Annotated in this window: 1 protein-coding gene; it reads left to right on the forward strand. The window is 69.3% G+C overall.

Going from position 1 to position 26,676, the window contains the following annotated elements:
• Window positions 1-223 precede the first annotated feature (223 nt).
• On the forward strand, window positions 224-26,676 hold a 26,453-nt coding region (locus GTZ93_RS41605), incomplete at its 3' end, for a non-ribosomal peptide synthase/polyketide synthase (protein WP_161663365.1).

The raw sequence follows: 26,676 nt of genomic DNA on the forward strand, positions 1-26,676 counted from the left end.
ATTCATCCCCAGGGTGTGCCTCAGGAGCGCAGGGCCGGCCTCATGACACGCCATGTCGTTACCGAATAATGTAACCACCGCGAATTTGCCCACTGCCGCGCTTCCCCCGTGAGCGCGGTTCAGGACGGCAATCCAGCAACAGCAGCAGTCTGAGATCTCACGAGGGCCACCGTCCCGGGTGGTCCTCGTGCGCCATGGCATCCCCCAGTGCGGAGTACACGAGATGAGCCAGGATCTGTCGAAGCGGATCGCCAACCTCTCACCGGAAAAGCGCGCCGAGTTGCTCAAGAAGATGGCCGCGCAGAAGGCCATCGCGGGCACCTCCGCGCAGGGTCTCATCCCGGTGCAGGACCGAACGCGTCCGCTGCCGCTGTCCTTCGCGCAGCAGCGCCTCTGGTTCATTGATCAGCTTCAACCCGGCACCTCCCTCTTCAACGTGCCCATGGCGGTGCGCCTGGAGGGTGCGCTCGACGTGGCCGTGCTGGAGCGCGCGCTGCGAGAAGTCGTGCGCCGTCATGAGGTGCTTCGCACCACCTTCCGCGAGGACGTCTCCGGCCCCGTGCAGGTGGTGTCCCCGGAGCCGATGCTCACCCTGGAGCGCAAGGACCTCACGGGCTCACCGCCGGAGGAAGCGTGGCGCCTGGCGCGTGAAGCCGCGGCCCAGCCCTTCGACCTCGCGAAGGGCCCGCTGCTGCGCGCGTTGCTGCTGACGTCGGCACCGGGAGAGCACCTGCTCGTCGTGGTGGTCCACCACATCGTCTCCGACGGTTGGTCCATGACGCTGCTGGTGCGCGAAGTGGCGCTGCTCTACGGAGCCTTTGCGCGAGGACAGGCAGCTCCCCTGCCGCCGCTGGGCATCCAGTACGCGGACTTCGGCGTCTGGCAGCGCGAGTGGATGCAGGGCCCTCGGCTGGAGAAGCAGCTCGATTACTGGAAGCGGCAGCTGGCCGGAGTGCCCTCCGCGCTGGAGTTGCCCACCGACTTCCCCCGCCCCGCCACCCGCGACGGCCGAGGCGCCCGGCATGACGTGCTGCTGCCGCGCGAATTGACGGACGCGCTCAAGGCCCTCGCCCAGCAGGAAGGCGCCTCTCTCTACATGGCGCTGCTGACGGGCTGGCAGATGCTGATGGCCCGCTACTCCGGCCAGGAAGACGTCACCGTCGGCTCCCCCATGGCGGGCCGCACGCGTGGTGAGGTGGAAGGCCTCATCGGACTCTTCGTCAACGCCCAGGTGCTTCGCACGCGGGTGACGGACACGGCGTCCTTCCGCACGCTGCTGCGTCAGGTACGGGAGACGGTGCTGGGGGCGCAGGAGCACCAGGAGCTTCCCATCGAGCGCCTCGTGGAGGAGTTGAAGCCCGAGCGCATCCCAGGACGCACTCCCTTCTTCCAGGTGATGCTCACCTACCAGGCTTCCTTCCGCGGCTCCGCCTCCGTTGAAGGCGTGAAGCTGGAGGCCCTGGAACTCGACACCTTCTCCGCCAAGTTCGACCTCACCCTCCAGGTGCTGGAGACCGACGCTGGCCTCAAGGGCTACCTCGAGTACACCACCGACATCTTCACAGCCTCCACCGCCGCACGCATGGCCGAGCACCTGCGTGTGCTCCTTCAGGAGGCCGTCGCTCAGCCGAATGAGTCAGTCGCCCGATTGCCGCTACTGACCACCGTTGAGCGGCGCGAAATGCTGGTGGAGTGGAACGCCACGCGCGCGCCGTTCCCCGAAGCGTGCATGCATTCGCTCTTCGAAGAGCAGGTGCGACGCGCGCCGGAGGCACTGGCTGCTGTGTTCGAGGGGACGCAACTGACGTACGCGCAGCTGGATGCGCGTGCCAATCAGCTCGCCCATGCCCTTCGCCGTCGTGGCGTGGGGCCCGAGGTCCGCGTTGCACTCAGTGTCGAGCGCTCCCTCGATGTCGTCATCGGTCTGCTTGGCATCCTGAAGGCTGGTGGTGCCTGGGTGCCCGTGGATCCGCTCCTACCTCGTGAGCGTCTGGCCTTCATGCTGGAGGACAGCGCGGCCCAGGTGCTCGTCACCCAGCACGCGCTGGTGGACCGCTTCCCCGAAGCACTGCATGCACGCGCGCTTTGCCTGGACACCGAGCGCGAATCGCTGGCCGAGGAGCCGACGAATGCGCCCGTGACGGGCGTGACGCCCGCGAACATGGCGTACCTGCTCTACACCTCGGGCAGCACGGGTACGCCCAAGGGCACTGCGGTGGAGCACCGCAGCGTCGCCAACCTCGTCACCCACGAGGCGGTGGCCTACGGCATCGGTCCCGGCAGCCGCGTGTTGCAGTTCGCCAGCCTCAGCTTCGACCTCTCCGTGGAGGAGATTTTCACCACGCTCTGCAACGGCGCCACGCTGGTGCTCGCGCCGCTGGAGAAGCTGATGCCGGGCGCGCCGCTGCCCGTGCTGCTGCGCGAGCAGGAGTTGAGTGTCGTCAGCCTCACCCCCGCGGCACTGGCAGCCACGTCGTCCGAGGGACTCCCCAAGGTGCGCACCGTCATCTCTGGCGGTGAGGCCCTGCCCGCGGACGTCGTCGCGCGTTGGGCCCCGGGACGGCGCCTGCTCAATACCTACGGCCCCACCGAAGCCACCGTCATCGCCACCTTCGGTGAGGTGGTGGCGGATGGTGAAGTGCCGTCCATCGGCAAGCCGCTGGCGAACGTACACGTCTATGTCCTGGACCCGCACGGCCAGCCGGTGCCCGTGGGCGTGCGCGGTGAGTTGCACATCGGTGGCGTCGGCGTGGCGCGAGGCTATGCGGGACGCCCGGGCCTCACCGCCGAGCGCTTCATTCCGGACGCGTTCTCCTCCACTCCGGGCGCCCGTCTCTACCGCACGGGCGACGTGGTGCGCTGGCGGGCTGACGGCCAGCTGGACTTCGTCGGCCGCATCGACGCGCAGGTGAAGGTGCGTGGCTTCCGCATCGAGTTGGGTGAAGTCGAGAACGCCCTGCGCGCAGCCCCTGCCGTGAAGGGCGCCGTCGTTCTCGCCCGCGAGGACGCTCCGGGTGACAAGCGGTTGGTGGCCTATGTCGTGGGTGACACGCTCGACGTCACCGCGCTCCGCGCGCACCTCAAGCAGCACCTGCCCGAGTACATGGTGCCCGCCGCCTTCGTCCCTTTGGACGCGCTGCCGCTGACGTCCAACGGCAAGGTGGACCGCAAGGCGCTCCCTGCTCCGGACGCGAGCGCGCTTCGGGCTTCGCACGCCTACGAGGCCCCGGCGACGCCGCTGGAGGAGAAGCTCGCGGCCCTCTGGAGCGAAGTGCTTCGCGTGCCCACTGTCGGCCGCGCGGACAACTTCTTCGAACTGGGTGGCCACTCGCTGCTCGCCACGCAGTTGGTGGCCCGCGTGCGTGCGGCACTCGACGTGGAGTTGCCGCTTCGTGCCCTCTTCGAGGCCCCCACCATCGCTGCCCTGGCTGAACGCCTCCAGCGCACCACGACCGGCACGCGTCTGCCCTCCCTGACGCGCACGCGCACCGAAGGCCACCTGCCTCTCTCCTTCGCTCAGCAGCGCCTCTGGTTCCTCGATCAGCTGACCCCGGATGACGCCTCCTACAACCTGCCCGTCGCGCTGCGCCTCCTGGGCCGGCTGGACGTGGAGGCCCTTCGCCGTGCCTTCGAAGCGCTGGTGGCGCGGCACGAAGCGCTGCGCACCACCTTCTTCGAGGAGGAGGGCCAGCCCTTCCAGCGCATCCATGCCCCGGCCGCATGGGCGCTCCCGGTGGAAGATCTCTCTTCCCTGGAGGAGTCCGCGCGCGAGGCGGAGACGCTGCGGCTTGCCACCCGTGAGGCCCGGCAGCCCTTCCACCTCGTCCACGGGCCTTTGCTGCGCACAGCCCTCCTCAAGCTTTCAGAGGATTCCCACGTCCTCCTCGCGACGATGCACCACATCGTCTCCGACGGCTGGTCCATGGGCGTCCTCGTCCGCGAACTGGCAAACCTCTATGAGTCCTTCAGTGGCGGCCGGGCTCCCTCCCTGCCACCGCTGCCCGTGCGGTACGCGGACTTCGCCCTCTGGCAGCGCCAGTGGCTCCAGGGGGAGCCGCTGGAGTCGCAGCTCAGCTACTGGAAGCAGCAGTTGGCGGGTGCACCAGCAGCGCTGGAGTTGCCCACGGACCGGCATCGTCCGGCCGTGCAGTCCCGCCGCGGTGCCACGGTGCCCGTGCACTTCCCGTCGCAGCTGACGGACTCCCTTCGCAGCCTGGCTCAGCGGGAGGGCGCTACTCCCTTCATGCTGCTGCTCTCCGCCTTCCAGCTGCTGCTGTCGCGCTACTCCGGCCAGGACGACATCAGCGTCGGCTCCCCCATCGCGGGCCGCACCCACTCCGAGGCCGAGGGCCTCATCGGCTTCTTCGTCAACACGCTGGTGTTGCGCGCCCACGTACGCCCGGAGGACTCCTTCCGCCAGCTGCTCTCCCAGGTGAAGGCCACCACTCTCGGGGCCTATGAGCACCAGCACGTCCCCTTCGAGAAGCTGGTGGAGGTCCTCCAGCCCTCTCGTGACTTGAGCCGCAGCCCGCTCTTCCAAGTCATGCTCGTCCTGCAGAACGCACCCGCAGAAGCGCTGCGCGTGCCGGGCATGGCCTTCCAGCCCATTCCCCTGGAGGGCAACTCCTCCCGCTTCGATTTGGCCCTCACCCTCTTCGAAGTGCCTCAGGGCCTCACCGGCTTCCTTGAGTACAGCTCCGACCTCTTCGACGCCTCCACCGCCCAACGCCTCATGGGCCACTTCGGCGTCCTTCTCTCCTCCCTCGCCGCCCAGCCGGATGCCCGTGTCTCCGCACTGTCCCTCATGACGGCAGCGGAGCAGCAGCAACTGCTCGTCGAGTGGAATGAAACGGACGTCGCCTTCCCGCGCGACACCTGCATCCACCACGTCGTCGCGGAGCACGCTCGACGCACGCCTGATGCTGTCGCCGTGCGCGTGGGTGAGCGAAGCGTCAGCTACGCGGGCCTCGACACATGGGCACATGGCCTTGCCGTCCAACTGCACGCGGCCGGTGTCTCCCGTGGCAGCCGCGTCGCCGTCCTTGCTGAGCGCTCTCCGGAGTTGGTGGCGGGCCTCCTCGCCGCCCTCAAGGTGGGCGCCGCCTACGTCCCCGTCTCTCCGGGCGTCCCTCCGGAGCGTCTGGCCTTCATGCTGGAGGACTGCGGCGCTTCCGTCCTCCTCACCCAGCAGCACCTGCGCGACTCGCTGCCGCCCCTCTCCGTTCGCGTCCTCTCGCTGGAGATGGAAACGAGGGCAACGCAGCAGCCGCTGCTGGTGATGCCCGTGGGCCCGGAGGATTTGGCCTACGTCATCTACACCTCCGGCAGCACCGGACGGCCCAAGGGCGTCGCCGTCCACCACCGCGCGCTGATGAACCTCGTCTCCTGGCACCAGCGCACCTATTCGCTGACGGCGCAGGACTCCACGGCACTCACCGCGGGCGTCGCCTTCGACGCTTCCACCTGGGAGGTGTGGCCCTCCCTCGCCTCTGGCGCCAGCCTCGTCGTCCCTCCCGAAGCCGTGCGTGCGGAGCCCTCCCAGTTGCTTCAGTGGCTGGCCCGCGAAGCCATCACCACCTGCTTCATGCCGACGCCCCTGGCCGAGGCCGTGCTGCGTGAGGAGTGGCCTCGCCCCATCGCCCTGCGTGCCCTGCTGACGGGCGGAGACGCCCTGCACCACGGCCCGCCTCCTTCGGTGCCCGCTGCCCTCTTCAACCACTACGGGCCCACTGAGAGCACCGTCGTCGCCACCTTCACCCCCGTCGCTGCCTCCTCGCGCGACGACGGCACGCGGCCTCCCATCGGTCGCCCCATCGCCAACACCCGCACCTACGTCCTCGATGCCCACTTGCAGCCGGTGCCCGTGGGTGTCTCCGGTGAGCTCTTCCTTGCCAGTGAGGGCCTTGCGTGGGGCTATCTGGGTCAGCCGGCCCTGAGCGCTGAGCGTTTCATCCCGCACCCCTTCTCCTCCACGCCGGGTGCCCGCCTCTACCGCACGGGCGACGTCGTGCGATGGCGCGCCGACGGCCAGCTGGACTACCTCCAGCGGCTCGACTTCCAGGTGAAGGTCCGCGGCTTCCGCATCGAGCTGGGCGAAATCGAGGCCTCCCTCCTCGCGCACGCTTCCGTGCACGAAGCCGCCGTCCTCGCTCGTGAGGACGTCCCCGGGGACAAGCGCCTCGTCGCCTACGTCGCGCCCACTTCGGGCCAGCAACTGGACACCTCGGCGGTGCGCACGTTCCTCAAGGAGCGGCTGCCCGAGTACATGGTACCCGCCGCCTTCGTCGTCATGGAGGCCCTTCCCCTCAGCCCCAATGGCAAGGTGGACAGGAAAGCACTGCCCGTCCCTGACGCTTCACCGCTCGCGGACTTCGTCGCTCCTCGCGACGCCACCGAAGAGAAGCTCGCGGACGTCTTCGCCCAGGTCCTGCGCGTGGAGCGCGTGGGCGTCCACGATGACTTCTTCGCACTCGGTGGCCACTCCCTGCTGGCCACCCAGCTCGTCTCCCGCGTCCGCGCGGCCTTCGGTGCGGAGCTGCCGCTTCGAGCCCTCTTCGAGGCCCCCACCGTCGCCGCCTTCGCCGAGCGCCTGCGCACCTCCGCCGCTGGCTCCCGACTCCCGCCACTCCCTGTCGCCACCCACGAGGGCCCGCCGCCCCTGTCCTTCGCGCAGCAGCGGCTGTGGCTGTTGGATCAGCTCCAGCCGGGCAGCGCCGCGTACAACATCCCCGCGGCCCTTCGCCTGAAGGGCCAGGTGGACGTGGAGTCCCTGCGCTGTGCCTTCGAGACGCTGGTCGCACGGCATGAAACGCTGCGCACCACTTTCTTCCAGCACCAGGGCGAGCCCGCGCAGCGCATCCACTCGCCTGGGACGTGGACGCTGCCCCTGCTCGACGTGTCCTCGGTGCCCGAGGCCCGGCGGGAAGAAGAGGCGCGCCGCCTCGCGAACCTGGAGGCCCGGCGTCCCTTCGACCTGGAAGCCGGCCCGCTCCTCCGCACGTCGCTGGTGCGCCTGGGCGACGCGGAGCACCTGCTGCTGGTGACGATGCACCACATCGTCTCCGACGGCTGGTCCATGAGCGTCCTCGTCCGTGAGCTCACCGCGCTCTATGCGGCGTTCCACACGGATCACCTGCCCACCCTCGCGCCGCTGCCCGTGCAGTACGCGGACTTCTCCGTCTGGCAGCGATCATGGCTCCAGGGCGAAACGCTGGAGACCCAGCTCGCCTACTGGAGGGAGAAGCTCTCGGGAGCGCCCGCCGCGCTGGACCTGCCCACGGACCGTCCGCGTCCGCCCGTGCAGTCGCATCGGGGCGCCGCGGTAAACATGCGCGTCCCCGCGCAACTCTCCGACGCCCTCAAGACCCTGGCCCAGCGTGAAGGCGCCACGCCCTTCATGCTGCTGCTCGCGGCATGGCAGCTGCTCCTGTCGCGCTACTCCACGCAGGACGACATCAGCGTGGGCACGCCCATCGCCGGCCGCACGCAAGCGGAGACCGAAGGCCTCATCGGCTTCTTCGTCAACACGCTCGTCCTGCGCGCCCACATGCAGCCGCAGGCGACCTTCCGCCAACTGCTGGCCCAGGTGCGTGGAACGACGCTCGCGGCCTACGAGCACCAGCACGTGCCATTCGAGAAGCTGGTGGAGACCCTCCAGCCCGTTCGCGACCTGAGCCGCAGCGCGCTCTTCCAGGCGATGTTCTCCTTGCAGAACACGCCCATGGAAGCGCTGCGCGTGCCGGGCCTGTCGTTCGAGCAGCTTCCGCTCGAATCGAACTCCGCGAAGTTCGACCTGACGCTGACGATGCAGGACTCGCCCCAGGGCTTCGTGGGCGTCCTGGAGTACAGCAGCGACCTCTTCGATGCCTCGACCATGCAGCGCCTGGTGGGCCACATGGGCGTGCTGCTGGAGGCCATCGCCGCCCAGCCGGACGCGACGCTCGCGAGCCTGCCGCTGCTCACCGCTCCGGAGCGGCAGCGGCTTCTCGTGGACTGGAATGGCCCCAGCGCCGAGTTCCCTCGCGACCTCTGCCTCCATGACGCCTTCAGCGCCCAGGCACTCCGCACGCCTGACGCGCTGGCCGTCATCTGCCGCGAGGAGCAGCTCACCTTCCGTGAGCTGGACACGCGCGCCAATCAGCTCGCGCACCGGCTGGTGAAGCTGGGCGTCGGCCCCGACGTGCGCGTCGTGCTCTGCGTGGAGCGCTCCGTGGAGGCCCTCGTCGGCATCCTCGGCACTCTCAAAGCTGGCGGCGCCTACGTCCCCATCGACCCCAGCTACCCGCGCGACTGGCTCGCCCACGTCCTCCAGGACACCGGCGCTCCCGTCGTCCTCACCCAGCAGCGCCTGCGTGACTCGCTGCCTCCGCACTCCGCGCACACCCTCTGCCTGGACTCCGACTCCGCGGACTTCGTTCTTGAGTCCCAGGACGCTCCGGTGACGTCAGTCACCCCGGAGCATCTGGCGTACATCATCTACACCTCCGGCAGCACTGGCCGCCCCAAGGGCGTGATGATTCAGCACCGCTCCGTGCTCAATCTTCGCGTCGCCCTCGCCGCCACCGTGCACGCGGACTCCCAGCCCGGGGAGCGCGTCAGCGTCAACGCTCCGCTCTCCTTCGACGCCTCCGTCAAACAGCTCATCCAGGTGCTCGACGGCCACACCCTCTGCATCGTCCCCGACGAGGCACGCGCCGACGTCGGTGAACTGGTGAAGCGCATCGGTCACGACGCGCTGGACGTCCTCGACTGCTCTCCCGCGCACCTGCGCCTGCTGGTGGATGAAGGCCTGCTGGAGCGCAAGACCATCCCCCACCGCGTCCTCGTGGGCGGTGAAGCCGTGGACCCCGCCACCTGGCGCCACCTCGCCCAGGCCCCGCGCCCTCGCGTCTTCAACGTCTACGGCCCTACCGAATGCACCGTCGACGCCACCGCCTGCGCCTTCGATGCGTCTCCGACTCCCACCATTGGCCGGCCCCTGCCCAACGTGCGCGTCTACGTGCTGGACCGCACGCTGCGCCCCGTGCCCGTGGGCGTCGCGGGTGAGCTCTTCATCGGTGGTGAGGGCGTCGCGCGCGGCTACCTCAATCGCCCGGAGCTGACGGCGGACCGCTTCATCCCGGATGCCTTCTCCTCCACGCCCGGTGCCCGCCTCTACCGCACGGGCGACGTGGTGCGCTGGCGTGCGGACGGGATGCTCGACTACCTGGGCCGCGCTGACTTCCAGGTGAAGATCCGCGGCTTCCGCATCGAGCTGGGTGAAGTCGAAGCCGCGCTCCTCAAGCATCCTCAGGTGCACGCCGCCGTGGTGCTGGCGCGCGAGGACGTGCCCGGCGACAAGCGGCTCGTTGCCTACGTGGTGCCTCCGGAAGGCACGGAGTCCGCGCCCACGCCCGAGGTCCTCAAGGACTGGCTCAAGCAGTTCCTGCCGGAACACATGCGCCCCTCGGCGCTCCTCGTGCTGGAGGCGCTGCCGCTCAACACCAACGGCAAGGTGGACCGCAAGGCACTGCCCACGCCCCAGGGCACCGCGCTCGCCTCCACCTACGTCGCGCCGCGCACTCCCACCGAGGAGCAGCTCGCCACCCTCTTCACGCAGGTGCTGCGCGTGGAGCGCGTGGGCATCCACGACGACTTCTTCGCGCTCGGAGGCCACTCCCTGCTGGCCACCCAGCTCGTCTCTCGAATCCGCGCCACCTTCCGCGCGGAGCTGCCGCTGCGGGCCCTCTTCGAAGCACCCACCGTGGCCACGCTCGCCGAGCGACTCCGATCCCAGACGCCGAGCCTCCGCCTCCCGCCGCTCACCCGGACCGAGGTGGACGGGCCTCAGCCCCTGTCCTTCGCCCAGCAGCGGCTCTGGTTCCTGGATCAGCTCACGCCGGGCGATGCGTCCTACAACATCCCCACGGCGCTCCGGCTGACGGGGCAGGTGGACGTGGAGTCGCTGCGCCGCGCGTTTGAAGCGCTGGTCGCTCGTCACGACGCCCTGCGCACCACCTTCCGCGACAGCGAGGGGCAGGCCACCCAGCACATCCACACGCCCGGCACGTGGGCGTTGCCGCTCACCGACCTCTCCACGCTGCCCGAGGCGCGGCGCGAAGACGAAGCACAGCGGACGGTCGAAGCGGACGCACGTCAGCCGTTCGACCTGCGGAACGGTCCGCTGCTGCGCACCGCGCTCGTGCGGCTGGCGGCGGAAGAACACCTGTTGCTCGTGACGATGCACCACATCGTCTCCGACGGCTGGTCCATGAGCGTGCTCGTCCGCGAGCTGGTGGCCTTCTATGAAGCCTTCAGTACCGGTCAGGCGCCCGCGCTGGCCCCGCTGCCGGTGCAGTACACGGACTTCGCGGCGTGGCAGCGCGACTGGCTCCAGGGCGAGACGCTCGACGCGCAGCTGGGCTACTGGAAGCAGCAGCTCGGAGGGGCTCAGGCCACGCTGGAGCTGCCAACGGATCATCCCCGCCCGGCCATCCAGTCCCACGCGGGCGCGACCCACGCCGTGAGGATTCCCCAGGCTGCGTCCGACGCGCTCAAGGCCCTGGCCCAGCGCGAAGGTGCCACGCCCTTCATGGTGCTGCTCGCGGCCTGGCAGGTGCTCCTGTCTCGCTACGCAGGCCAGGACGACATCACCGTGGGTTCGCCCATCGCGGGCCGGACCCAGGCGGAAACCGAAGGACTCATCGGCTTCTTCGTCAACACGCTCGTCCTGCGTACGCGCGTGACGCCGGAGAGTTCCTTCCGCCAGTTGCTCGCCCAGGTGCGCGGCACGACGCTCGCTGCGTACGAGCATCAGCACGTGCCCTTCGAGAAGCTGGTGGAGGTCCTCCAGCCCGTGCGGGACACGAGCCGCAGCCCCCTCTTCCAGGTGATGTTCGTCCTCCAGAACGCCCCGGGAGAAGCGCTGCGCGTGCCGGGCCTCACCTTCCGGCAGGTCGTCGCCGAGGGCCACTCCGCCAAGTTCGATCTCACCCTGACGTTGCAGGACTCACCGCAGGGCTTCACCGGCTGGATGGAGTACAGCACCGCGCTCTTCGAGCGGAGCACCCTCGAGCGGATGGGCAACCATCTGCGCACGCTGCTGGAGGCCGTGGCCGCGAAGCCCGAGCAGCCCGTGGCCGGGCTGTCCCTCCTCTCCAGCGAAGAGCATCAGCGCGTCCTCGTGGAGTGGAATGACACGGCCGCCGTTAGCCCGACGGACGTGCCAGTCCACGTCCACTTCGCCCAGCAGGCCCAGAGCACGCCCGACGCGGTGGCCCTGGTGCTGGGGGATGACTCGCTGACATATGCCCAGTTGGATTCACGCGCGAACCAGCTGGCCCATCACCTGCGCGCCCTGGGCATCGTCCCTGGTGCACGCATCGGCCTCGCCATCGAGCGGTCCTTCGAGCTGGTGACCGCGCTCCTCGCCATCCTCAAGGTGGGCGCGGCCTTCGTCCCCGTGGACCGCAATGCGCCCGTGGAGCGCATCGCCGCACTGCTGGAGGATGCGGACGTCAGCGTGACGATCGCGCACCAGCCCTTCGCGTCACTGCTGCCCGCTTCCGGCACCCGCGTCTGGTTGGATACCCAGGCCGCGGAGATCGCCGCGCGCCCCACGCATGCGCCGGACGTCCGCGTGGACGGTGAAGCCCTGGCCTACGTGATGTTCACCTCGGGCTCCACGGGCCGCCCCAAGGGCGTCTGCGCACCGCACCGGGGCATCACGCGCCTGGTGCTCGGCAACACCTTCATGCGCTTCGGGCCGGATGAAGTCTGGCTCCAGGCCGCCCCTGTTGCCTTCGACGCGTCCACGCTCGAAATCTGGGGCGCGCTGCTGCACGGCGCGAAGCTCGTCCTCGCTCCGCCGCACTCCCTGTCGCTGGAGGAACTGGCCGCGCAACTGCGCCACCACCGCGTGACGTCGCTCTGGCTCACCGCCGCCCTCTTCGAGCAGATGGCCCTGCACCAGGGCGAAGCGCTCGCGGGCGTGCGCCAGGTCCTCGCGGGTGGCGACGTGCTGCCCGCCTCCCGCGTTCGCGAGCACCTGGCCCGCCTGCCGGAAGGCTCCACTTTCATCAACGGCTACGGCCCCACGGAGAACACGACCTTCTCCACCACCTTCGCCATGCATCGCGACTCGGTGGTGGGCGGTTCGGTGTCCATCGGCCGGCCGCTCTCCAACTCCACCGTCTACGTGCTCGACGCGAACCTGCGCCCGGTGCCCGAGGGCGTCGCGGGTGAGGTGTACGTCGGAGGCCAGGGTCTGGCCTGGGGCTACCTGAACCGCCCCGACCTGACCGCGGAACGCTTCGTCGCCCATCCCTTCGCGTCCACGCCGGGCGAGCGCCTCTACCGCACGGGCGACAAGGCCCGCTGGAAGGCGGACGGCACGCTCGACTTCCTGGGTCGCGTCGACTTCCAGGTGAAGGTGCGGGGCTTCCGCATCGAGCTGGGTGAAATCGAAGCCGTGCTGCGCGCCTTCTCGGGCGTCAACGAGGCCGTCGTCGTGGCCCGGGGCTCGGACGCGGACAAGCGCCTCATCGGCTACGTCAGCGCGAGCGAAGGCCACTCGCTGGACTCGGACGCGCTCAAGGCCCATCTCCGGCGGAGCCTGCCGGAGTACATGGTGCCGTCGGTCTTCGTGGTGCTGAACGCGCTGCCTCTCAACGCCAACGGCAAGGTGGACCGCAAGGCCCTGCCGGAGCCGGAGGAGACCGCGCGCGCCGTCGCCTACGTCGCGCCGCGCACCGCCACGGAGAAGCAGCTGGCGGCCCTCTTCGCCGAAGTCCTCCGGGTGGAGCAGGTGGGCCTCCACGATGACTTCTTCGCGTTGGGAGGCCACTCGCTGCTGGCCACCCAGCTCGTCTCGCGCGTGCGGACCACGCTCGGGTTGGAGCTGCCCCTGCGGGCCCTCTTCGATGCGCCGACCGTCGCCGCCCTCGCGCTGAAGCTCGCGGACGCGCGGCCCGCCGCGGCCCGAGGGGCTCTTCCGCTCCGGCCCACCTCACGCAAGGGAGCCATTCCGCTCTCCTTCGCCCAGCAGCGCCTCTGGTTCCTGGATCAGCTCACGCCGGGGGATGCGTCGTACAACATTCCGTCCGCGCTCCGGCTGCAGGGGCCGGTGGACGTGGCATCGCTGCGCCGCGCTTTCGAGTCCCTGGTCGCGCGTCACGAATCCCTGCGCACCACCTTCCATGAGCATGAAGGCCAGGCCACGCAGCACATCCACCTGCCGGACGCGTGGACACTGCCGCTCGTGGACCTGTCCGCGCTGCCCGACGCGCAGCGCGAAGCCGAGGCCCAGCGCCGCATCGCGAAGGAAGCAAACCAGCCCTTCCACCTGGAGCGCGGACCGCTCCTGCGCACGACGCTGGTGCGGCTGGCGGAGGAGGACCACCTCCTGCTCGTGACGATGCACCACATCGTCTCCGACGGCTGGTCCATGGGCGTGCTCGTCCGCGAGCTGATCACCTTCTACGAGGCCTTCACCTCCGGCCAGGCGCCCACGCTGGCCCCGCTGCCGGTGCAGTACGCGGACTTCGCGGAACGGCAGCGCCAGTGGCTCCAGGGCGAGGCGCTGGACGCGCAGCTGGGTTACTGGAAGCAGCAGCTCGCGGGCGCGGCGTTCGCGCTGGAGCTGCCCACCGACCATCCGCGTCCGGCCATCCAGTCCCACCAGGGCGCGGCCGTCTCCGTCCGGATTCCCCAGGCGACGTCCGACGCGCTCAAGGCCCTGGCCCAGCGTGAAGGCGCCACGCCCTTCATGGTGCTGCTGGCGGCCTTCCAGGTGCTCCTGTCGCGCTACGCCGCGCAGGACGACATCACCGTAGGCTCGCCCATCGCGGGCCGCACGCAGGCGGAGACCGAGGGCCTCATCGGCTTCTTCGTCAACACGCTCGTCCTGCGCACGCGCGTGGCGCCGGAGGACTCCTTCCGGACGCTGCTCGCCCAGGTGCGCGGCACGACGCTCGCGGCCTACGAGCACCAGCACCTGCCCTTCGAGAAGCTGGTGGAGGTCCTCCAGCCCGTGCGGGACGCGAGCCGTAGCCCGCTGTTCCAGGTGATGTTCGCCCTCCAGAACGCCCCGGTGGGAGACCTGCGCGTTCGCGGCCTCACCTTCCAGCAGGTCATCACCGAAGGGCGCTCCGCGAAGTTCGACCTCAACCTGGCGATGCAGGACTCGCCCCAGGGCTTCGTGGGTTCGCTGGAGTACAGCACCGCTCTCTTCAAGCGCGGCACCGTGGAGCGGATGGCCCGCCAGCTGCTCACGCTGCTGGAGGCCGTGGCCGCCAGTCCCGAGCAGTCCGTGTCCGGGCTGTCCCTCCTCTCCAGCGAGGAGCGGCAGCGCATCCTCGTGGAGTGGAACGACACCGCCGTCGCCAGCCCCACGGACATCCCCGTCCACGTCCACTTCGCGCGGCAGGCGCAGCGCGCGCCCGGGGCCATCGCCCTCGTCATGGGGGAGGCCTCGCTGACGTATGCGCAGCTGGACGCTCGCGCGAACCAACTGGCCCACCACCTGCGCGACCTCGGCATCGTTCCGGGTGCGCGTGTCGGTCTCGCCGTCGAGCGGTCCTTCGAGCTGGTCGCGGCGCTCCTCGCCATCCTCAAGGTGGGTGCCACCTACGTCCCCGTGGACCGCAATGCGCCCGTGGAGCGCATCGCGTCCCTGTTGGAGGACGCGGACGTCCACTTCGTCGTCACCCACCAGCCCTTCGCGTCACTGCTGCCCGCCACCGGCACCCGCGTCTGGCTGGATGCGCAGCGCGACGTCATCGCCACGCGGCCCACCCACGCCCCCGACGTCCGCGTGGACGGCGAGGCCATGGCCTACGTGATGTTCACCTCCGGGAGCACCGGCCGCCCCAAGGGCGTCTGCATTCCGCACCGGGGCATCACGCGAATGGTGGTCGGCAGCACCTTCATGCGCCTCGGCGCGGATGAGGTCTGGCTGCATGTCGCCCCCATCGCCTTCGACGCCTCCACGCTCGAAATCTGGGGCGCGCTGCTGAATGGTTCGAAGCTCGTCCTCGCGCCGCCCCACTCGCTGTCGTTGGAGGAACTGGCCGCGCTGTTGCGCCACCACGGCGTGACGACGCTGTTCCTGACGACCGCCCTCTTCGAGCAGATGGCCCTGCACCAGGGCGAAGCGCTCGCGGGCGTGCGCCAGATTCTCTCCGGTGGCGACGTGCTGCCCGCGGACCGCGTGCGCGAGCACCTGGCCCGCATCCCCGAAGGCGCCAGCTTCCACAACGCCTACGGCCCCACGGAGAGCACCACCCTCGCCACCACGTTCGCCATGGGGCATGGCTCGCGCGTGGAAGGCGCCATCCCCGTCGGCCGGCCGCCCTCCAACTCCACGGTCTACGTGTTCGACGCGAACCTGCACCCGGTGCCCGTGGGCATTGCCGGCGAGGTGTACGTCGGCGGCCAGGGCCTGGCCTGGGGATACCTGCACCGCCCGGACCTGACCGCGGAGCGCTTCATCCCCCACCCCTTCGCCTCCAGTCCGGGCGAGCGCCTCTACCGCACGGGAGACCAGGCCCGCTGGAGGGAGGACGGCACGCTCGACTTCCTGGGACGTGTCGACCTCCAGGTGAAGGTGCGTGGCTTCCGCATCGAGCTGGGCGAAATCGAGACCGCGCTGCGCTCCGCCGCCGGCGTCAACGAAGCCATCGTCGTGGCGCGGGGCACCGGCGCGGACAAGCGCCTCATCGGCTACGTCACCGCGCGCGCGGGCCATGCGCCGACCCCGGACACGCTCCGGGCAGGCCTCAAGCAGCGGCTGCCCGAGTACATGGTGCCGTCTGCATTCATGGTGCTGGACGCGCTGCCCATCAACGCCAACGGCAAGGTGGACCGCAAGGCCCTGCCGGAGCCGGGGAACACGCCTCGGAGCACCGTCTTCGTCGCGCCGCGCACCGCCACCGAGGAGCAACTGGCCACGCTCTTCGCCGAGGTCCTCCGCGTGGAGCGCATCGGCGTGCGGGACGATTTCTTCGCCATGGGAGGCCACTCCCTGCTGGCCACCCAGCTCGTCTCGCGCGTGCGCTCCACCTTCCGGGTGGAGCTGCCGCTGCGGGCCCTCTTCGAGGCGCCCACCGTCGAACGCCTCGCGCCGAAGCTCGAGGAGGCACAGACCACCGGGCTCCGCGCACCGCCGCTGCGGCCCATGCCACGAGAAGGCGCCATTCCGCTGTCCTTCGCGCAGCAGCGCCTGTGGCTATTGGATCAGCTCCAGCCGGGAGACATCTCGTACAACATCCCCACCGCCCTGCGGCTGACGGGCCCGGTGGACCTGGAGTCGTTGCGCCGCGCCTTCGAAGCGCTGGTGGAGCGCCACGAATCGCTGCGCACCACGCTCTCCACGTCGCAGGAGGAGCCGTCGCAATGCATCCAGGAGCCCTCCAACTGGGAGCTGCCCCTCATCGACCTGACGTTCCTGCCTGAGTCGCAGCGTGAGGAGGAAGCCCAGCGCGCAGCGGCCACGGAAGCCCGGCGTGCCTTCAACCTCACCACGGGCCCGTTGCTGCGCAGCACGCTGGTGCGGCTGGGACAGGATTCGCACCTGTTGCTCGTGACGATGCACCACATCGTCTCCGACGGCTGGTCCATGGGCATCCTCGTCCGGGAAGTGGCGGCCTTCTACGAAGCCTTCGTCGCGGGCCAGTGGCCCTCGCTCCCGCCGCTGCCCGTGCAGTACGCGGACTTCGCCATGTGGCAGCGAGGCTGGCTCCAGGGTGAGGCGCTGGACGCGCAGCTGGGCTACTGGAAGAAGCAGCTCGGGGGGGCACCTTCCGCGCTGGACCTGCCCACGGACCGCCCGCGTCCGCCGGTGCAGTCACGCCGAGGCGCCACGGTGGACGTGCGCATCCCGTTGGAGGTCTCCCAGTCCTTGAAGGCCCTGGCCCAGGATGAAGGCGCCACGCCCTTCATGCTGCTGCTCGCGGCCTGGCAGCTGCTCCTGTCGCGCTACTCCACGCAGGACGACATCAGCGTGGGTACGCCCATCGCGGGCCGCACCCAGGCGGAGACCGAGGGCCTCATCGGCTTCTTCGTCAACACGCTCGTGCTGCGCGCCCACGTGCAGCCGCAAGCGACCTTCCGTGAGCTCCTCGCGCAGGTGCGCCGCACGACGCTCGCGGCCTATGAGCACCAGCACCTGCCCTTCGAGAAGCTGGTGGAGGTCCTCCAGCCCTCGCGAGACCTGAGCCGCAGCGCGCTCTTCCAGGCGATGTTCTCCCTGCAGAACACGCCCACCGAAGCGCTCCGAGTGTCCGGGCTGTCCTTCCAGAGCGTCCCGGTGGACACCCGGTCCTCCAAGTTCGACCTCACGCTCACCCTCGGCGAGTCACCCCAGGGCTTCGTCGGACTGCTGACGTACGCGACGGACCTCTTCGATGTTTCGACGGTCCAGCGCATGTCCGGACACCTGGGCGTGCTGCTGGAGGCCATCGCCGCCCAGCCGGACGCGACGCTCGCGGGCCTGCCCCTGCTCACCGCTCCGGAGCGGCAGCGGCTCCTCGTGGACTGGAATGGCTCTAGCGCTGAGTTCCGGCGTGACCTCTGCATTCATGACGCCTTCAGCGCCCAGGCACTCTGCACGCCTGACGCGCTGGCCGTCATCTGCCGCGAGGAACAGCTCACCTTCCGTGAGCTGGACACGCGCGCCAATCAGCTCGCGCACCGGCTGGTGAAGCTGGGCGTCGGCCCCGACGTGCGCGTCGTGCTCTGCGTGGAGCGTTCCGTGGAGGCCCTCGTCGGCATCCTCGGCACTCTCAAAGCTGGCGGCGCCTACGTCCCCATCGACCCCAGCTACCCGCGCGACTGGCTCGCCCACGTCCTCCAGGACACTGGCGCTCCCGTCGTCCTCACCCAGCAGCGCCTGCGCGACTCTCTTCCTCCGCACTCCGCGCACACCCTCTGCCTGGACTCCGACTCCGCGGACCTCTCACGTGAGCCCGCGCACGCGCCTGTGACGCATGTCACGCCGGAGCATCTGGCGTACATCATCTACACCTCCGGCAGCACTGGCCGCCCCAAGGGCGTGATGATTCAGCACCGCTCCGTGCTCAACCTGCGCGTCGCCCTCGCCGCTACGGTGCACGCGGACGCCCGGCCAGGGGAGCGTGTCAGCGTCAACGCTCCGCTCTCCTTCGACGCCTCCGTCAAGCAGCTCATCCAGGTGCTCGACGGCCACACCCTCTGCATTGTTCCCGACGAGGCACGCGCTGACGTCGGCGAACTCGTCAACCGGATTGCCCAGGACGCCCTCGACGTCCTCGACTGCTCTCCGGCCCACCTGCGCCTGCTGGTGGATGAAGGCCTGCTGGAGCGCAAGACCATCCCCCACCGCGTCCTCGTGGGCGGTGAAGCCGTGGACCCCGCCACCTGGCGCCACCTCGCCCAGGCCCCGCGCCCGCGCGTCTTCAACGTCTACGGCCCCACCGAGTGCACCGTCGACGCCACCGCCTGCGCCTTCGATGCGTCTCCGACTCCCACCATCGGCAGGCCCCTGCCCAACGTCCGCGTCTATGTGCTCGACCGCACGTTGCGCCCCGTGCCCGTGGGCGTCGCCGGGGAGCTCTTCATCGGTGGTGAGGGCGTCGCGCGCGGCTACCTCAACCGGCCGGAGCTGACGGCGGACCGCTTCATCCCGGATGCTTTCTCCTCCACGCCCGGTGCACGCCTCTACCGCACGGGCGACGTGGTGCGCTGGCGTGCGGACGGGATGCTCGACTACCTGGGCCGCGCTGACTTCCAGGTGAAGGTCCGCGGCTTCCGCATCGAACTGGGTGAGATCGAGTCCTGCCTGCTGGGACATCCCGCCGTGCATCAAGCCGTTGTCCTCGCCCGCGAGGACGTGCCCGGAGACAAGCGGCTCGTCGCCTATCTCGTCCCCGAGGCGGGAGAGTCCCTGGACTCCACCGAGCTGCGCACCTTCCTCAAGCAGAACCTGCCCGAGTACATGGTGCCCTCCGCGTTCCTCGTGCTGGAGGCCCTGCCGCTCAACACCAACGGCAAGGTGGACCGCAAGGCACTGCCCGCCCCCCAGGGCACGGCGCTCGGGTCCACCTACGTCGCGCCGCGCACCGCCACCGAGGAGCAGCTCGCGGCCCTCTTCATTCAGGTGCTGCGTGTGGAGCGCGTGGGCGTACACGACGACTTCTTCGCGCTCGGCGGTCATTCGCTGCTGGCGACCCAGCTCGTCTCGCGCGTCCGAGCCACGTTCCGCGTGGAGCTGCCGCTGCGGGCCCTCTTCGAAGCGCCCACCGTGGCCGCGCTCGCGGAGCGGCTCCAGACGGCCACGCCGAACCTCCACCTGCCCGCGCCCACCCAGACGCACGCGGACGGCCCGCGGCCGTTGTCCTTCGCTCAGCAGCGGCTGTGGCTGTTGGATCAGCTCCAGCCCGGGGACGCGTCGTACAACATCCCCACCGCGCTCCAGCTCTCTGGGCAGTTGGACGTGGAAGCCCTGCGCCGTGCCTTCGAAGCGCTCATCCAGCGCCACGAGGCCCTGCGCACCACCTTCCACGAGCACCAGGATCAGCCCATCCAGAACATCCACGCTCCCGGCGGTTGGATGCTGCCGCTCGTGGACCTCTCCGCCCGGCCTGAAGCCCTTCGGGAAGAAGAGGCGCGGCGGATGGCCGACGAGGAAGCGCGGAGGCCCTTCGACCTCGCCAGGGGTCCGCTGCTGCGCAGCACGCTGGTACGGCTGGCCCAGGACTCCCACCTGCTGCTGGTGACGATGCACCACATCGTCTCCGACGGCTGGTCCATGGGCGTCCTCGTCCGGGAAGTGGCGACCTTCTACGCGGCCTTCTCCACGGGCCAGTCGCCCTCGCTCCCGCCGTTGCCCGTGCAGTACGCGGACTTCGCGACGTGGCAGCGGAACTGGCTCCAGGGAGAGGCACTGGACGCGCAGATCCACTACTGGAAGCAGCAGCTCTCCGGAGCACCCGCGGCGTTGGAGCTGCCCACGGACCACCCGCGCCCGCCCGTGCAGTCGCACCGGGGTGACTCGGTGGAAGTGCGCATTCCCAAGCACATCGCGGATGCCCTCAAGGCGCTCTCACAGAGGGAAGGCGCCACGCCGTTCATGACGTTGCTGGCGGCGTTCCAGGTGCTGCTGTCGCGCTACTCCGCGCAAGACGATGTCAGCGTGGGTTCACCCATTGCCGGCCGCACCCAGGCGGAGACCGAAGGCCTCATCGGCTTCTTCATCAACACGCTCGTCCTGCGCGCCCAGCTGAACCCGCGCGCGACGTTCCGGGAGCTGCTGGCCCAGGTGCGAGACACGACGCTCGCGGCCTACGACCATCAGCACCTGCCGTTCGAGAAGCTCGTGGAGGCCGTGCAGCCCACGCGCGACCTGAGCCGCAGCCCGCTGTTCCAGGCCATGTTCGTCCTGCAGAACACGCCCACCGAGGCGCTGCGCCTGCCGGGCTTGTCCTTCCAGGCCCTGCCGCTGGAATCACACTTCGCCAAGTTCGACCTCTCCCTGGGCCTGCGTGAAGGCCGGGACGGATTCGTCGGTTCATTCGACTTCGCGACCGACCTGTTCGACGTGGCGACCATCCAGCGCCTGGCTGGACACTTCGGGGTGTTGCTGGAGGCCCTCGCGACGAAACCGGACACCCGATTGGGTGACCTGCCGCTGCTCACCGCCTCCGAGCGCCAACAGATCCTCGTCGATTGGAATCCCCCCGCGTCGCAGGTGCCGCAGGAGTCCAGCATCCCCGCGTTGGTGGAAGCGCAGGTGCGCCGCACTCCGGATGCCCTGGCCATCATCACTCCCGAGCGACAGCTGACGTATCGGGAGATGGACGCGAAGGCGAACCAACTCGCGCACCGTCTGCGCGGCCTGGGCGTCGGGCCCGAAGTCCGCGTTGGACTGTGCGTTGAACGCACTGAAGACCTCGTCATTGGTGCCCTCGGCATCCTCAAGGCCGGTGGCGCCTACGTACCGCTGGACCCCAGCTACCCGCGTGAGCGCTTGGGCTGGCTCCTGGAGGACGCCCAGGGCCCAGCCCTCGTCGCGCACTCCCATCTGCTCTCGGCGCTGCCCGAAACCAGTGCCACGCCGGTGTGCTTGGACTCGGATGCAGAACTGGCGAAGCAGCCGACGACGTCTCCGCTTGTGGACATCCACGCCGGACACCTCGCCTACCTCATCTACACCTCCGGCAGCACAGGCCGTCCCAAGGGCGTCGCCATCTCCCATGGCAACGCCGTCTCCTTCCTCCACTGGGCCCTGACTACATTCTCGCCGGAGGAGTTGAAGGGGACGCTCGCTGCGACGAGCCTCAACTTCGACCTCTCCGTCTTCGAGCTCTTCGCGCCGCTCTCCAGTGGTGGTGCGGTGGTGGTGGCTCGCAACGCATTGCATCTGGCGGAGCTGCCCACCGCGTCCCACGTCACCCTCGTCAACACCGTGCCCTCCGCCATGGCGCAGCTGCTGCGCCTGGGCGCCGTGCCGCCCTCCGTGCGTGTCATCAACCTCGCCGGTGAAGCCCTCCCGGAGACGCTGGCGAAGCAGGTGTACGCCGTCTCGACGGTGCAGAAGCTCTTCAACCTCTACGGGCCTTCCGAGGACACCACCTACTCCACCGCCTCCCTCGTCGGCCGTGACGAAGTGCCCCTCATCGGCCGCCCGCTACCCGCGACGCGCGCCTACGTGCTGGACGCCTCATTGCAGCCGGTGCCCGTGGGTGTCGCAGGTGAGCTGTACCTCGCCGGCGAAGGCCAGGCGCGCGGCTACCTGCTGCGCCCGGAACTCACCGCCGAGCGCTTCGTGCCGGAACCCTACGGTCCTCCGGGCGGCCGCATGTACCGCACGGGCGACCGTGTCCGTTACCGCCTCGACGGGCGCCTGGAGTACCTGGGCCGCATCGACTTCCAGGTGAAGGTGCGCGGCTTCCGCATCGAGCTGGGCGAAATCGAAGCAGCCCTCCGTCGCGCTCCAGGTCTCAAGGATGCCGTCGTCGTCGCGAAGGGTGAGGCCGCCGACAAGCGCCTCGTCGCCTACGTCACGCCCAAGGCTGAGACCTCCCTGGAAGTGGAGGCCCTCAAGGCCCACCTGCGCCAGGGCCTTCCCGAGTACATGGTGCCCTCCACCTTCGTGGTGATGGACGCCCTGCCCCTCAACTCCAATGGCAAGGTGGACCGCAAGGCCCTGCCGGAGCCGGAGGCGCCCCAGTCCGGCAACACCTACGAAGCGCCTCGCACCGAAGTCGAAGCGAAGCTGGCCTCCATCTGGGCGGAAGTCCTGCGCCTGCCCCAGGTGGGCGTGAAGGACTCCTTCTTCGAGCTGGGCGGGCACTCACTGCTGGCCACCCAGGTGGTGTCGCGCGTCCGCGCGGAGTTCAACGTGGAACTCCCCCTGCGCGCGCTCTTCGAGTCCCCCACCGTGGAGGCGCTCGCCGGGCGACTGCACGGGAGCGCCACCGCCCAGGCTCCGAAGCTCACCCGCGTCTCGCATGACGGTCCGCTGCCGCTGTCCTTCGCTCAGCAACGGCTATGGCTGTTGGATCAGCTCCAGCCCGGCGACGCGTCGTACAACATCCCTACTGCCCTCCAGCTCTCGGGGCACCTGGACGTCGAGGCCCTGCGCCGTGCCTTCGAGGCGCTCGTCCAGCGCCATGAGGCCCTGCGCACCACCTTCCACGAGCACCAGGATCAGCCCATCCAGACGATCCACGCGCCCAGTGGTTGGACACTGCCGCTCGTGGAGCTCTCCACACGGCCTGAGACGCTGCGAGAAGAAGAGGCGCGGCGACTGGCCAACGCGGAAGCGCGGAAGCCGTTCGACCTCGCCAGGGGACCGCTGCTGCGCACCACGTTGGTGCGGCTGGCCGAGGACTCACATCTGTTGCTCGTGACGATGCACCACATCGTCTCCGACGGCTGGTCCATGGGCGTCCTCGTCCGGGAGATGGTGGCCTTCTACGAGGCCTTCTCCACGAGCAGCACGCCGGATCTCGCGCCGCTGTCCGTGCAGTACGCGGACTTCGCCGCCTGGCAGCGGAACTGGCTCCAGGGCGAGGCCCTGGACGCGCAGATCCACTACTGGAAGCAGCAGCTCTCCGGAGCACCCGCGGCGTTGGAGTTGCCCACGGACCGCCCGCGCCCGCCCGTGCAGTCGCACCGAGGCGCAACGGTGGACGTGCGCATCCCCTCGGAGATCTCTCACGCGCTCAAGGCCTTGGCACAACGGGAAGGTGCCACGCCGTTCATGACGTTGCTGGCGGCGTTCCAGGTGCTCCTGTCGCGCTACTCCGCACAGGATGACGTCAGCGTGGGCACGCCCATCGCCGGCCGCACCCAGGCGGAGACCGAAGGCCTGATTGGCTTCTTCATCAACACGCTCGTCCTGCGCGCCCAGTTGGATTCGCGTGCAACGTTCCGTGAACTGCTGACTCAAGTGCGCGGCACGACCTTCGCGGCCTTCGAACATCAGCACCTGCCGTTCGAGAAGCTGGTGGAAGCCGTGCAGCCCACACGCGACCTGAGCCGCAGTCCGCTCTTCCAGGCCATGTTCGTCCTGCAGAACACGCCGAATGAGGCGCTGCGTCTGCCGGGTCTGTCCTTCCAGGCCCTGCCGCTGGAAGCGCATTTCGCCAAGTTCGATCTCTCCTTGGGTCTGCGTGAAGGCCGGGACGGATTCGTCGGTTCATTCGACTTCGCGACGGACCTGTTCGATGCCGAGACCATCCAGCGCATGGCCGGGCACTTCGGCGTGTTGCTGGAGGCCATCGCGAAGAAGCCGGACACCCGACTGGGTGACCTGCCGCTGCTCACCGACCCCGAGCGCCAGCAACTCCTCGTCGAGTGGAATCCGCCTGCATCGCAGGTGGCGAAGGAGTCCAGCATCCCCGCGATGGTGGAGGCGCAGGTGCATCGCACACCGGATGCCATGGCCATCATCACGCCCGAGCGGCAGCTGACGTACCGGGAGCTGGACGCGAAGGCGAACCAACTCGCGCACCGCCTGCGCGGCCTGGGTGTCGGGCCTGAAGTCCGCGTCGGCCTGTGTGTCGAGCGCACCGAAGACCTCGTCATTGGTGCCCTCGGCATCCTCAAGGCCGGTGGCGCCTACGTACCGCTGGACCCCAGCTATCCGCGCGAGCGATTGGGCTGGCTGCTGGAGGACGCTCAGGGTCCTGCCCTTGTCGCGCACTCCCATCTGCTCTCAGCGCTACCGGAGACATCCGCCACGCCGGTGTGCCTCGACTCGGACGTGGAGCTGGCGAAGCAGCCCACCACGAAGCCCGAGGTGGGCATCCACTCCGGCCACCTCGCCTACCTCATCTACACCTCCGGCAGCACCGGCCGTCCCAAGGGCGTCGCCATCTCCCATGGCAACGCTGTCTCCTTCCTCCACTGGGCCCTGGAGACCTTCTCGCCGGAGGAGTTGAAGGGCACCCTCGCCGCGACGAGCCTCAACTTCGACCTCTCCGTCTTCGAGCTCTTCGCTCCGTTGAGCAGTGGTGGCGCGGTGGTGGTGGCTCGCAACGCATTGCATCTGGCGGAGCTGAGCACCGCTTCCCACGTCACCCTCGTCAACACCGTGCCCTCCGCCATGGCGCAGCTGCTGCGTCTTGGCGCGGTGCCGCCCTCCGTGCGTGTCATCAACCTCGCCGGTGAAGCCCTGCCGGAGACGCTGGCGAAGCAGGTCTACGCCGTCCCCACGGTGCAGAAGCTCTTCAACCTCTACGGGCCTTCCGAGGACACCACCTACTCCACTGCCTCCCTCGTCGGCCGTGACGAAGTGCCCCTCATTGGCCGCCCGCTCCCCGCGACGCGTACCTACGTGTTGGACGCGTCTCTCCAGCCGGTGCCCGTGGGTGTCGCAGGCGAGCTGTACCTCGCCGGTGAAGGCCAGGCTCGTGGCTACCTGCTGCGCCCGGAACTCACAGCGGAGCGCTTCGTGCCGGAACCCTACGGTCCTCCGGGCGGCCGCATGTACCGCACGGGCGACCGTGTCCGTTACCGCCTCGACGGGCGCCTGGAGTACCTCGGCCGCATCGACTTCCAGGTGAAGGTGCGTGGCTTCCGCATCGAACTGGGCGAAATCGAAGCAGCCCTTCGTCGCGCTCCAGGTCTCAAGGACGCCGTCGTCGTCGCCAAGGGTGAAGCCGCCGACAAGCGCCTCGTCGCCTACGTCACTCCCAAGGCTGAGACCTCCCTGGAGGTGGAGGCCCTCAAGACGCATCTGCGTCAGGGGCTCCCTGAGTACATGGTGCCCGCCACCTTCGTGGTGATGGACGCCCTGCCTCTCAACTCCAATGGCAAGGTGGACCGCAAGGCACTGCCGGAGCCGGAGGCGCCCCAGTCCGGCAATACCTACGAAGCGCCTCGCACCGAAGTCGAAGCGAAGCTGGCCTCCATCTGGGCGGAAGTCCTGCGCCTGCCCCAGGTGGGCGTGAAGGACTCCTTCTTCGAGCTGGGCGGGCACTCACTGCTGGCCACCCAGGTGGTGTCGCGCGTCCGCGCGGAGTTCAACGTGGAACTGCCCCTGCGCGCGCTCTTCGAGTCCCCCACCGTGGAGGCGCTCGCCGGGCGGCTGCACGGAAGCGCCACTTCCCAGGCTCCGAAGCTCACCCGCGTCTCGCATGACGGTCCGCTGCCGCTGTCCTTCGCCCAGCAGCGGCTGTGGCTCATTGATCAGCTCGAACCGGGCAGCCCCCTCTACAACGTGCCCGTCGCCGTCCGACTGGAAGGCCACCTGCGCACGGATGTACTGGAACGTGCCCTGCAGGAAGTCGTGCGCCGACACGACGCCCTGCGCACCACCTTCACCCAGGTGGACGGAGAGCCGGTCCAGCGCATCCACCCCGACAGTCCGGTGCCCCTGGGGCTCGTGGACCTCTCGGATCTGCCGGAGGCGCAGCGCGAGCCCGAGGCACGCTTCCAGGTGGAACAGGAGATGCGCCGGCCCTTCGACCTGCGCACCGGCCCGCTCATCCGCACGCTGATCTTCAAGCTGGCCGAACACGAGCACGTGCTCGTCGTCACCCTGCACCACATCGTCTCCGACGGCTGGTCGCTGGGTGTGCTGGTGCGTGAAGTCACTGCCCTCTACGCGGCCTTCTCCGCGAGACAGCCGTCGCCCCTGCCTGCGCTTCCCGTGCAGTACGCGGACTACGCGGACTGGCAGCGCCGCACGCTTTCAGGCGAGACGCTGCGGCAGGAACTGGCCTACTGGGAAGAGCAGCTCTCCGGCGCTCCGGCCGTGCTGGAGCTGCCCACGGACCGGCCGCGTCCTGCGGTCCGGAGCACTTCGGGTGCGACCCTCGGTTTCACCCTGTCGCGTGAGTTGACGGAAGCCCTGCGGAGCCTGGGCCACCGTGAAGGCGGTTCGCTCTTCATGGTGCTGCTCGCGGCATGGCAGGGCCTGCTGTCGCGCTACACGGGCCAGCAGGACATCAGCGTGGGCTCGCCCATTGCCGGCCGCACGCGTGCGGAGACGGAAGGCCTCATCGGCTTCTTCGTCAACACGCTCGTCCTGCGCGCGAAGGTGGACGAGGGCCAATCCTTCCAGGCGCTGCTTCAGCAGGTGCGCGCCACGGTGCTGGACGCGTACGAGCACCAGGAGGTGCCGTTCGAAAAGCTGGTGGAGGTCCTGCAGCCGACGCGCAGCCTCAGCCACACGCCGCTGTTCCAGACGCTGCTCGCGCTCCAGAACGTGCC

The sequence above is a fragment of the Corallococcus exiguus genome (genome assembly GCF_009909105.1).
In the GTDB taxonomy this organism is placed as follows: Bacteria; Myxococcota; Myxococcia; order Myxococcales; family Myxococcaceae; genus Corallococcus; species Corallococcus exiguus.